Annotated in this window: 9 protein-coding genes; 4 read left to right on the forward strand and 5 right to left on the reverse strand. The window is 68.9% G+C overall.

Annotated elements, in window-relative coordinates; all coding sequences use genetic code 11:
• Positions 1-2: 2 nt before the first annotated feature.
• Positions 3-953 carry a carbohydrate ABC transporter permease gene (locus IM660_RS11870; RefSeq protein ID WP_246464923.1) on the reverse strand — a complete coding sequence of 317 codons (951 nt, stop codon included), beginning with the start codon at positions 951-953 and terminating at the stop codon, positions 3-5.
• The gene (locus IM660_RS11875; protein ID WP_193495749.1) at positions 950-1,993 is read right to left on the reverse strand and encodes a LacI family DNA-binding transcriptional regulator; all 1,044 of its coding nucleotides are present in this window, start codon (positions 1,991-1,993) and stop codon (positions 950-952) included. Before IM660_RS11875 ends, IM660_RS11870 begins: the two co-directional genes overlap by 4 nt.
• A 326-nt stretch (positions 1,994-2,319) precedes the next feature.
• Between IM660_RS11875 and IM660_RS11880 the strand changes: the two genes are divergently transcribed.
• The 3 genes from IM660_RS11880 to IM660_RS11890 all read left to right on the forward strand — a co-directional run bounded on the left by IM660_RS11880 (position 2,320) and on the right by IM660_RS11890 (position 4,989).
• Positions 2,320-2,535 carry a helix-turn-helix transcriptional regulator gene (locus tag IM660_RS11880; protein ID WP_193495751.1) on the forward strand — a complete coding sequence of 72 codons (216 nt, stop codon included), beginning with the start codon at positions 2,320-2,322 and terminating at the stop codon, positions 2,533-2,535.
• 2 nt (positions 2,536-2,537) lie between these two features.
• Positions 2,538-3,914, forward strand: a complete 1,377-nt coding sequence (locus tag IM660_RS11885) for a HipA domain-containing protein (protein WP_193495753.1) — start codon at positions 2,538-2,540, stop codon at positions 3,912-3,914.
• A gap of 67 nt (positions 3,915-3,981) precedes the next feature.
• On the forward strand, positions 3,982-4,989 hold the full coding sequence (locus IM660_RS11890) for an Rpn family recombination-promoting nuclease/putative transposase (RefSeq protein ID WP_193495755.1): 1,008 nt from the start codon (positions 3,982-3,984) through the stop codon (positions 4,987-4,989).
• A gap of 77 nt (positions 4,990-5,066) precedes the next feature.
• On the opposite strand, the gene IM660_RS11895 is transcribed toward IM660_RS11890, so the two are convergent.
• The 3 genes from IM660_RS11895 to IM660_RS11905 are packed head-to-tail and all read right to left on the reverse strand — an operon-like array spanning position 5,067 to position 10,610.
• Positions 5,067-8,417, reverse strand: a complete 3,351-nt coding sequence (locus IM660_RS11895; RefSeq protein ID WP_193495757.1) for an ATP-binding protein — start codon at positions 8,415-8,417, stop codon at positions 5,067-5,069.
• Entirely contained in the window at positions 8,414-9,145 is a 732-nt protein-coding gene (locus tag IM660_RS11900; protein ID WP_193495758.1) for a DUF4194 domain-containing protein, read from the reverse strand. The genes IM660_RS11895 and IM660_RS11900 overlap by 4 nt, the downstream gene beginning before the upstream one ends.
• Positions 9,138-10,610, reverse strand: coding sequence for a DUF3375 domain-containing protein (locus IM660_RS11905; protein ID WP_193495760.1), 1,473 nt, complete (start codon positions 10,608-10,610; stop codon positions 9,138-9,140). Before IM660_RS11905 ends, IM660_RS11900 begins: the two co-directional genes overlap by 8 nt.
• Before the next feature lie 329 nt (positions 10,611-10,939).
• Here IM660_RS11905 and IM660_RS11910 point away from each other — a divergent pair, with 329 nt between their 5' ends.
• Positions 10,940-11,776 (forward strand): ChbG/HpnK family deacetylase, encoded by an 837-nt coding sequence (locus IM660_RS11910; protein WP_193495762.1) that lies wholly within the window; start codon positions 10,940-10,942, stop codon positions 11,774-11,776.
• Positions 11,777-11,852 lie beyond the last annotated feature (76 nt).

An 11,852-nucleotide genomic window follows, 5' to 3' on the forward strand; every position in this document is an offset into this window, starting at 1 on the left:
CATCACCGCCCTTCCTTGTTCTGCCGGAACTGGTTCACCAGGTAGATGCTCAGGATCAGCAGGATCGCCAGCACGAGCACGTCACCCATCGCCGAGGCGTACCCGATCTCGCGGTTGCGGAAGGCTTCCAGGTAGGTGAACAGCGGCGGGATCATGGTCCGGCCGCCCGGTCCGCCCTCGGTGAGCACGTAGACGATGCCGAAGTCGTTGAAGTTCCAGATGAAGTCGATGCTGGTGATGGCGATCAGCACCGGCGCCAGGCCCGGAAGGGTCACGTGCCAGAACCGGCGCGCCCCGTTCGCCCCGTCCAGTGCGGCGGCCTCGTGCAACTCCCCCGGGATGGACTGCATCCCGGCCAGCAGCAGCACCGTGGTCTGCGGCAGCCCGGACCAGATGCCCACCACGATCACTGCCGGCAACGCGGTGGAGAAATCGCCGAGCCAGTTCACCTTCTCGATCCCGAACCAGCCCAGCGCCGCGTTCAGCGGCCCGGAGTTGACGTCGTAGATCATCCGCCAGAGGATCCCGGTGACCACCGGCGGCATCGCCCATGGAATCAGCACGATGATCCGGGTGAGGGACTTGAAGCGCAGCTTCGAGTTCAGCAGTAGCGCCAGCGCGATCGCGCTCATCCCGGTGAGCGCAGCCACCGACCCGGCCCACACCAGGCCGATGCCGAAGGAGTCCCAGAACTGCTTGTCTTGGGCGAGTTGGACGAAGTTGTCGAAGCCGATGAACTCGATCTCGGCGTTGCGCGCCAGGGTGGCGTTGGTGAACCCGAGGTAGACGCCCGCCAGCAGCGGGATCATCGAGAACACGATGATCGGCAGCAGGGCCGGGATCACCAGCGCGATGGCCTCGCGTCGTTCGGCCTTCTGCCGCGGGCCCAGGCCCGCCTTCCGGCGGGGTGAGCCGCCCGACGGCGGAGCCAGGGCTGGAGCGGGTGCGCTCACCGTGGCCTCCCCTCACCCGAGGCGAACCTGCTGACCGAGGAGGGCTGCGCCGTCGTGGATCCACGCACCTGCAGCGAGGGCGGCACGCGCACCGCGCGCGGCGCCAGCTCGGGGTCTTCCATCCGGGCCAGCAGCAGCTGGGCAGCCTTGCGGCCACGGCGGGTCGAACCGAGGTCCACACTGGTCAGGCCCGGGTGGCTGACCTCGGTGAGGGAGGTGTTGTCGATGCCGACCACGGCGAGGTCGGTCGGGACGGTGAGGCCGCGGGTGGCAGCGGCGTGCATGATGCCGATGCCGACGAGGTCGTTGACGGCGATCACCGCATCCCAGGGGTCCTCTGCGGAGTCGAACATCGCTGAGGCGGCGGCGTACCCGGCCTCGATGGTGAAGTCCTCGGCAGAATATTCGGCACTGACGAGGTCGTTCCTCTCGGCCACCGCGCGCAGGAACCCGGCATGGCGGAACCGTCCCGGCGTGGTGTCGGCGGGGCCGTTGAGGAAAGCGATGCGGCGGGCTCCACCGGTCACGAGGTGCTCAACCGCGAGGGCCACTCCCCCTTCGGAGTCGGCCATCACGGTGTCCACACCGGCGCCGTCGGGCAGGCGTCCGATGACGACGGCAGGCACGGTGGAGGCCTCGAGGGCGGTCACCAGGGCGTCGGTCACGCGCAGCGGGGAGAGGATGAGGCCGTCGACGTAGCCGCGGTTGAGGTCACGGACGAGGTCGACGGTCGCGTCGGCGTCACCGGTGCGGGAGACCACCAAGCGGTAATCCTCGGCGGCGACCACGGATTCGATCTCGCGCATCATCTCCACGTAGACCGGGTTGCCGATGTCGGCGACCGCGAACGCGAGTTGACCGGTGCGGCGAGTGCGCAGGCTGCGGGCGGCCGAGTCCGGGATGTAGCCGAGCTCGGCGGCCGCGGCGCGGACCTTCTCCACCGTGGCGGCGCTGGCCACCTGGCCGTTGAGGGCGCGCGAGGTGGAGGCGAGCGAGACGCCCGCCCGCTTGGCCACATCAGCGATGGTGACTCGGCCCATCTGGTGCCTCCGGGTTTCATCCACGACATTGGAAACGATTCCATTGGAAACGATTCCAGGACGGTAGCACGGAGATCTGGGGGTGGGCAAGGTGGGCGCGAGCACGGCGGGTGGGCAGCAGACTGGTGGGCACAGCAGAGGACATCAGCGTGCTCCGACCGAGGCTCCAGGCATCGACCAGGGTTTCGGCTTGGGACGACGCCTGGAACATGGGTCGATGCGTCGAGCTCGGCCGCAGATCGTGTGGCTTGTAGTCCACTTCCGCGGATGTGTATTGTGATACACAATCGTAGAAGTGGACCAGGAGACACACAGGGAGGTCGGTCGTGAGGGTACGCACCATGGCTGAGGTTGGCGCTGTCATCCGCGATGCCCGCGAGCAAGCCAGTCTCACTCAGGCCGAGCTCGCCCGCCGTGCTCGTGTCTCCCGTGAGTGGCTCATCAAGGTCGAGTCCGGACGCACCAGCGCCGAGATGCCCCGCATCCTGGACGTCCTCGCCCACCTTGATCTCACTCTCGACATCAAGCACGAGCGTGAGTAGCGATGGCCGACCGTCACCTGGACGTCCACATGGACGGCACTCGCGCCGGGTCACTCACCTTGACCGGCGCGGGCAACATCACCTTCACCTACGACGAGGACTACCGCGGCAGCCCCGGTGCCACGCCACTGTCCCTGTCGATGCCCACAGTGACCGGCCGGCATCGTCAGCGCGCCGCGCTGCCCTTCATCCAGGGCTTGCTTCCCGACAATGAGCAGGCCTTGGCCTCTCTCGCTACGACCTACCAAGTCTCGGCACGGTCCCCGTTCGCGATCCTCGAGCACATCGGCGGCGACGTCGCCGGAGCACTGCAGTTCCTGCCGCCTGGGCAGGAGAGCTCGGACGCTACCGCGAACCGATCCCTGCTGACGTCGGTCAGCGACGAGGAACTCGCGCGCGACCTGGCCACAGTCATTGACGCGTACCGGACGGGACGGCCGCTGCGGGGAAGGGAGCGACTGAGGTTGAGCCTGGCCGGCGCCCAACCCAAGCTCGCCCTGGTCGCTATGCCTGACGGAACCTGGGCGCGACCCGGCCCCGGGGCACCGACCACCCACATCCTCAAGCCGGAGTACACAACACCGCGCACCGTCGCCGACGAACGGTTCCCCGACCTGTCGACGCTGGAGATGTTCAGCCTCGCCGTGGCCCGGCACGCCGGGCTGCGCACACCGGATGCCCGCATGTGGACCTCGCCCGATGGGCAGCTGCGGTCGCTGGTCGTCCAGCGGTACGACCGACACCTCGGCACGGACGGACTCGTGCACCGCGATCACCAGGAGGACCTGTGCCAAGCGTTGTCGGTCCCGCCGGAGAAGAAGTACCAGCATCGCGACGGTGGGCCGGGTGTTGGGGCGATCGGTGAGCTGCTGCGTCTGCGCTTGTCACCAACGGACCGGATCGCGACCGCGCGCGACTTCCTGGCACTGCTGACGCTGAACATCGCCCTGGTGAACACCGACGCGCACGCCAAGAACTACTCCCTGCTGCTCGATGGTGCCAGCGTCCACCTCGCCCCGACATACGACGTCCTCTCCATCACCCCCTACGAGCATCCCGAGGACGCCGCCTTCACGGAGCCCCTGTCATTCCCGATGCGGATCGGCGACAGCTACCTGATTCGCGAGATGCACCCCGCCGTGATCGCGCGCGAGGGAGAGCGCCTCGGGCTGGAGGCTGAGGAGTCGCATGAAGTCGTTGCAGGCGTTCTCGCGGCGCTCCCTGGTGCACTGGAGCAGGCACGCGAGGCTGTCGCAGGTATCCCCGGTGGCATCCGGATTGCCGACACCACGATCCGCAACCTACGCGCCATCTCCCCGCTCCACGACCGACCGGGGCGCACGATCGACCTCCGATCGCCCCCGCCCGCAGCCTCGTAGGCACGGGCTCCGCCCGGTCCGTGGCGGGCGCGCCACGGCCCGGGTGCGTCGAGTTCGGCACTGGGCCATGTGCCCGCATGATGCGATGTTCCGGGCGGTGGTGGGAGTGCCGGCGAATGCGGCGTCGGTGCTGACCTCGGTGCTGCCTGCGCACATCACGGGAAGCCTGGACCTGGACGGGCTGCGACTGGAGCCGGGCAGCTTCGTGGACGAGGAGATGCGTCAGCGCCACACCGACCTGCTGTTCTCCACCCGCCTCAACGGTGACCCCGCACTGGTGTATGTGCTGGTCGAGCACCAGTCCAGCCCGGACCCGTTGATGGCGTTGCGAGTGTTGGACTACGTCACCCGGATCTGGTGGCGCCACCTCGACGTCGGCGCCGAGTCCGACGACCCGCACCAACCACGCCGCACTGGTCCCGGGGCGGCGGCCAGGACGCTGCCGCCGGTCCTGCCGGTGGTGGTCTATCAAGGCCGGCGCCGTTGGAACACGCCCACGGCCATGGACGGGCTGTATGACGCTGCCTCCGAGCAAGCGCTGGGTTCATTCCTGCCCCGGCATCAGTTCGTGCTCCAGGATCTGACCGGAGTGGAGGTGGAGGAGTTGCTGGCGGCGCCGTTGACTCCGGCGGCCAGGCTGGCGTTGGCGATGCTCCGGTTCGCTCCCCGGCAGGAACACCTGGCTCAGGTGCTGGAGCAGTTCACACCGGACGTGCTGGACCTGGTGCGCACCCGGGCGGATCGGATGTTCACGATTATCATGGAGTACGCCTACCAGGTCAGCGACTCTCCACCGGCGCAGGTGCGCCGCTACTTCGAAGACCTGGGACCAGACGCACGGGAGGCCTACATGTCCAACACACTCGAACGAGGACGCGCCGAAGGAGTCGCCGAAGGAGTCGCCAAGGGCCGCGCCGAGCAGGGTGCCCGGATGATGACCCGCCTGCTGGTCCAGAAGTTCGGGCCCCTCACGTCCGAGCAGACCGCCCGGATCGAGTCCGCGACTCCTGACCAGCTTGAGGCCTGGGTCGACCACCTCGATGAGGCCACCACCATCGACGACGTCCTCCGCTGACGGAGGTCGCCGCGGAGGGCTTCGCTACGTCACCGCCCCGGCAGCCAGGCCATTGATTCCCGGAAGCGACGGCGTACTCACCCGACGAGCGCCACCTTCGGCTTTGCCCAGGACCGGCCGCGCGTGTCCTTGAGGATGTCGTACTCCACATCGACGTGGGGCTCGATCGCGCTGTACTTGTCGTTCGGCGCGCCGATGATCAACTGGAATCCCAGGCCCCGCCATGCTCCGATCGCCCGCTTCGTGAAGTGCGCGTCGGCCTTGATCAGCGCCTCGTCGAGGAAGACCGGGGCGTAACGCGGGCGCTCGGAGTCGGGGTCCCCGAGCTGGTAGCGCAACGCCGCGCCGACGATGAACGCGATCAGCTCCTGCGACTCACCACCGGACTTCTCCCCGATGTGGTCGTACAGGGCGGCGTGCTCTCCCGTGTCGGCGTGCACCTTCTCCGCGCTGATCCGTACGTGGTTGCGCACATCGACGAGCTCGGCGAAATCTGGAGCCGAGCGCCGCATGCGTGCGATCAGCCGCGCCATCCGGCCATACACGGCTTCCCGATCGGCGTCGGTCTCGGCACTGTCGATGAGGCCGCGCACCTCGCGCAGCTCCCGGCGAAAGCGGCGACGCGCCTCGGAGGAGGTCTCGCGTGCGGCGATCTGCAGGCGATGCGCGTCGTCATAGAAGGGAAGGTCGGCCATGATCTGGTTGATCGGCTGGATCCGGTCGCGGATCTCCCGCAGCGCCCGCCCGAGCGTCGAGTCGAGGTTGGTGAGGTCGTTGCCGGACAGCTGCAGCAGGCTGTCCTTCCACTCGGCCTCGAGCTGGTGCAGCCCGCTGATCTCGAGGTCGGTGAGGATTCGCTCGAAGTCACCGTAGGAGCTGTCGGGGTCGGCGCGAAGATTCGGGTTCGGCCAGCTCTCGAGGAACGACTCGAACGTGCGCTGCAGGGCGTCGCGCTGCTCCGAGAGCGTCGTCTGCGCGGCCACCTGGTCCTCGGCGAGCAAACGAGAGGCATTCTCCAGAGCGAGATCGAAACGCTCGAGCTCATGCGTCCGGCTCGCACCCTCAACCGGGGCGACCACCGCGAAGCGCTCCTCCAGATACCCGGACTGGTCCTCGGTCAGCGTGTGCTCGGCGCGTTCGGCTCGGTCGAGCAGGAACTGGGCGTCATCGACCTGGTCGGTGATGAGGGCCCACTGCTCACCGAGACGCTCCACCTCACCATCGGCGCGAGCGGCCGAGGTCATCAGCTTCGACAGCGTGGACTTCACCTCGACCAGCTGGCGCTGCAGCTTCGTGATCTCGGGGTTGCCCGTCGAGATGTCGTCGATCAGCCCAGCCCACCGATCCCGCTCGGCCTCGGCGGATGCGCTGTCGACCTGCGCCCACGTCAGCTCCACAAGCTTGCCGTAGGCGGTGTGCCGCGCGTCCAGGTCGTCCAGCGCCTGGGCTGCATGTTGCTGCGCTTCAAGGGCGGCCGTGCGGCGGGTCCGCGCGTCGGCGATCGCCGCCGACAGTTCGTCGAGACGGCGGTGGTTGGAGAAACCGAGCACGTTGCGGCGCCCGTGCCCCCCGTGCGCACCGCGGGCACCCTGAGAGATCTGCCCCGAGATCGTCATCGCCATGTCGTGGCGGGTCAACTCGGCCGCGGTGTCCACGCACAGGAATCCGAATCGCTGGTCAAGGCGGTCCTGCAACCACCCGGTGAACGGCGACTCACGGAAGTCGAGGCGCCCGGGCATGCGCCGTGGATCGAGCTCCGGCAGCCGCGGCGAACCGGTGTGCACCCCTTCATAGCGCAACCGCACGCGCGTCGGCACGCTGTCGATCGCCCGGCGGAACCGGTCGAGGTGCGCCTGGTCGATCAGCAGCGTCGTCGCGAACCCGCCGAGAGCAAGGTTGAAGGCCTCACGCCACGGTTCGAACTCGGTACGCACCTCGATGAGTTCCCCGACGAACGGCAGGTCCGCCAGGTCCAGCCCAGCGGCCTCGGCGAGCAACAGGCGAGCCTCGTGCTGCGGTGTCGGGATCGCGCCGTCATGCTCCCCCGCCTGCGCCGACTCCCCCTCCAGTTCGCGCAACTCCTGGTCGATCTCGCCGGTGCGCTGCCGGGCCGCCGCCCAGGCCTCGCGTGCGGTGTCCTTCGCACGCGGATCGTCCAGACTCTCCCGCGCCTGCGCAACAAGGGCATCGAACTGCTTGGCGGTCTCGGCGGTCACGCCGATCCCGTAGAGGATCTGATCGAAGCGCTCGCGTTCTCGGGCGACCTCCTCGGCGTGGCGTTCGGCACCACGCAACTCTCGCTCCGCCGTCACCAATCGGTCGCCTCCGGCGGCGCGCAGGAGTTCGGCGAGCGCATCGCGCTGCTGCTCGGCGGCATCCACCTGCACCCGTGCCGCACGGGCGGTGTCATCGGCGGCGCGCTTGCGTGACTGCAGTTCCGCTTCGACGTCGCGCAGCAGACCGAGGCGCTTCTGCGCACGCCACAATGTGGCGGGAGATTCCGGGTCGGTGAAGCGCCCGACCTCGTCGATGAGGCGCAGCCGATCGGCCGCGGATCCGATCCGCGCCTTCATCTCCCGGATGGGCTCCAACATGCGCACCTGCTTGCGCGCAGTCACCATGCGCTCACGGGTGCTCTCGAGCTCGTCGAAGTGACTCACCACGGCATCGGCCGTGGTGAGCGTCTCGGGCTCTTCGAGGACCATGCGCTTGTACAGCTCGTCGACGGTGGTGATCTGCTGACCGGCCTGGATGCGTGCGAGCAGGCTCATCGCCTTGTCACCGGCGCCGGCGGCGCCGATCCCGAGAACCGAGTGCAGCCGGGCGGTGAACTCCCGATCCGTGTGCACGGTGTCGAGGCCAGTCGCGGCCACGGCCGCATCGGAGAGCCGGTGCATCGCCGCGGACTCCAGCGAGCTCAGGTCGAAGTCGCCGTCCGTGGTGGCGCGTACCTTCACGGTGTCATCGACCAGGCGCGCGCCGGCCGGGATGTACCAGGCGCGCACAGCGGTGAACCGGGACCCGTCGTGGTCGATCCAGGTCATCGCGACGGCGGTCCAGGTGTCCTCACCGTCGCCGCGCAGTACGCGCACCTGGGTTCCGTCCTCGGTGCGGGATTCGTCGATCTTGCCGCGACCGTAGGAGACGATGTTGCGCTGGTCCTGGCCGCGCGGCCGGCCCGTCACGCCGCCGTTGGAGGCTCCGTTGAACGGGGTGGTGTGCGGCATCATGAGCGCGATGTAGGCGTCCATGAGGGTCGACTTGCCGGATCCGGAGCCGCCGACGAGCAGCGTGGCGTCGGGCGAGAACCTCACGCGGTGGGCGCCCTCGTAGCCGCCCCAGTTGACCAGCTGGATCTCGTCCGCGACCCACTGCTGGCCACGGCTGGTGGCAGGGATCATCCCGAAGAGGGTGTCGAGCATGGTCACGAGGCGGCCTCCGGCTGGGGGTCGTCGGGCTGGGTCTGGTCCGGTTCGGCCTGGTCCGGTTCAGGCTGGTCAGCCTCGATCTGGTCGGGTTCGGTCTGGTCGCGCAGCCAGGTGGTGAGCTCGCGTAACTTGTCGGCGCTGAGCACGATCTCCACGAGCGGGCTGATGAGGTAGCGCCCTTCGGACTCCTCGTCGACAATGCCGTCCTGGCGCAGGCGAGCCAGAGCCGCACGGACGGCGCGCTGGCGGCGGGCGATATCGCCGTCGGCGTCCGGGAAGTAGGTGAGCACGGTCTGCTCAACCTCCTCCACGTCCACACGCGCGGACCGCTCCCCCGCCGTCGATTCGCGCTGGTACACCGTGCGCAGGTAGACGAGCACGAGCGTCTCGGCCTGCGAGTACGGCTCATCCCGCAACAGGATCGGCACCTCGAGGTCATCCGAGCGGACCTGCTGCTTGTACGCAACGCCACGTTCGACGTCGACGATGAGGCGCACGAACACATCGTGCAGACGCGACTCGACCACCTGGTGGTTGTCCATGAGGACGGCCCAGTCCTCCTTGTTGCGGTCGGCGAGCAGGAAGCGCCGTTGCAGCAGGCGCACCAGCACCCGGCGCACGGCTGGGTCCAGCACGCCGCGGTCACCGGGGAAGGTGGCGTCAGGGTCGTCCTCCATCGCCACGGGGGCGATGAAGGGGTCTTCGGTGGTCACCTCAACGTCAGTCATCGGCTAGGTCCTCCACGGTGCGGGCGGTGACGGCTCCGAAGGCGAATCGGCGCGTCGTGCCGTCGGGGCGCAGCGCCTCGACGACGGACAGCTCATCATTCTCGGTCATGCCACGGCGGTGAGCGATCTCGAGCAGCCCCACGAGATCGACGGGGCGCCGGGTCGCATCGGATGCGCCGGCGAAGGCGGTGGCGAGGTCGAACTCCGGGCCGAGGGTCGCCGCGTACGCCTCGAGCTCAGGGTAGGCCGGGCCACCCCAGGCCCGGCTGTCGTCGCCGACGAACTCGGGGTCGTCGTCACTGGCAGTCAGCGAGGCCGGTACGCGGGGTGGGCTCGGATCGCTGAGGGAGCGGCGCAGGTCCGCCACGTGGGCCACGGGGAAGCCGCGGAGCGGTTCGGCCTTCTGCGCCGGCCCGGCGTGCCGGGTCCACTCCTGCAGCGCGGACATCGCGCCGCGGAGCAGATCGTCGACCTCGCGGTCACGGACCGGGTCGTGCGTGCGCACCTGGGAGGTGATCACGTGCGAGGCGCGCCGCTGTGCGGTGAGCACCTCCTCGACACCCTGTTCGACGCGCCGGGCGATCGCACCGAGCTCGACCTGCTGGTCGCGGGCCATGAGACGGGCGAACGGCTGCACGAGCAGACGGTGGAGTTGGTCAGTGAGCTGGTCGATGCGGTCAGGGTCTCCGATGAGCCGCAACGCACCGGAGAAGGCGCGGCCCTCGGGGGTGGACTGCATGATGTGCTGCCCTCGCTCGAGGTACTCGCGCAGCACCTCCCCGGTCGGGCGCACATCCCGGCGCAGATCGGCGACGACATCACGCTGCATGGCGGCGATCGACTCTGCGACCCGCGAGAAGTCCGCCGGGAGCTCGCGGGTGAGGTGGAGGACGTTCTCGGCCTCTTCGAGGAGCTGCTCGTCGTCGGCCGGCTCGAACTGGTCCTCCTCAAGCCGGGCGAGCTCGGCGTCGATGGCGTCGCGCTCGGCCAGCAACCGGGCCCGGCGCTTCTCCGGATCGGCCTCGGCGTCGCGCGCGAGAGTGTCGATCGAGTCGAGCAACGTGCGCACCCGCGAGCGCGACACGCGGGCACGACCGCCGCCCGCGCGACCGGCGATCTCCAGAGCGCCCACCGCTTGAGCAGAGAGGCGGTACACCTCGACGTCGTCCTTGATCTGCGGCACGAGCCACCCCACCCGCACCCAGTACCGGCAGATCTCGCGACCGTTTCCGGCGGGCAGGCTGCGCTCGTCCTCGTCGTAGCCGGCCGCCCGCAGTTCGTCGACGATCTCAGCAACCTCCACATGTGCGTCACTGATCGCGACCGCCGTGCGCTCAGCCGTGAAGACGAGCGACAGGGTCGCTACGACGAAGGGTGCGTACCGGCCGTGCAGGAGATCGAGCGTCGGGTTGCGAAAGGCCAGGACGGCGCGCTGATAAGCGCCCGCAGCGCGCGAGTGAGTCATCGCGACCAGTCTATGGGCTCAGCCGTGGCGGGCTGCTGCCCGCGGCGGCAGAGGTCGCTCAGATCCCGACGTCGCGCAACACGTTGGCCGTCAGCAACGCCGTCATCCCCGCCAGTACCGCCAGCCGCAGCACCAGCACGCCCCACGTTGAGTCAGTCCACATCTTGTCTCCCGCCTTTCCACTGGCCGTTGCCCCATAGGTGTGCAGCGGTCCGCCATTGATACGACCCGTCGGCAGGCAATTCGTCACGCGAGAACGCCAGGCGAGATGTGCGCGGACCGGCCGGCGTATCCTGAAGGAGACCCTTCCTCCGCGCGATGGACCGGTGATGCAGCGAAGACTCGTGATCACGGCGGACGACCTCGGTGTCGATCCGGAGACGAATGCGACCATCGTCGAACTGCTGCGCGAACGCGCAATCTCGGCGACCACGCTCATCCCGGTGGCCTCCGCTGCCGAGGACGCTGTTCGCCGGCTCAAGGCAGCCGGCCTGACGCAGCCTCGACTGCACATCACGTTCTCATCGGCGCGGGGACTGCCGGCGTGGGGCCCGCTCGCCCCAGGAGTCGGCACCCTGACCGACGCCCGTGGGAAGTTCGCGCTCGACCCGGCGCACGCCGAACGGCGCGCGTCCATGCCCGACGTGACTCGCGAACTGCTCGCCCAACTCGACTGGATGCGCCGGTCCGGGATGCGGCCGGCCGGGTTGGACTCGCACTCGGGCACCCTGTACGGACTGTACGGACGCTCGATGGCCGGAGACGCCGTCGACTTCTGCGCCGCGAACGGACTGGACTTCCGCATGCCCCGGAGGCTGAGCCGGACCCTGGGACTCGCCGTCCGCGGGCTCCGCCGCGCCCACCGCAGCGCCGTGCAGCGAGCCGATGCCCTGCGGGTACGGCTGCCGGAGGTATTGGTCAGCTCGTGGCTGCCGGGTCCGATGGTGCTCAGCTATGCGCAGTTGCGCACCGAGGTGCTGGCCCAGCTGCGCCGGCTACCTGCCGGGACTTCTGAGCTGATCACACACCCGTCCCCGCCCTCGGCTGCGCATTGGTTACCGGTAGCGGAGGCGCGCAAGCGGCTCTGGGAGCTGCGTCTGCTCCGCGACGACGTCTTCCACCGGGCGCTGCGACGTGCCGGGATCGAGGTCGTCCCGGCTTGGTAGGGCCGGGGTGACATCAACCACCGCAGCCACTCCGCGCCGACGGCCCAACAGCAGGAGTTCGATCGAGCCTCAGCGA

It is taken from the genome of Ruania alkalisoli, assembly GCF_014960965.1.
Classification (GTDB): Bacteria; Actinomycetota; Actinomycetes; order Actinomycetales; family Beutenbergiaceae; genus Ruania; species Ruania alkalisoli.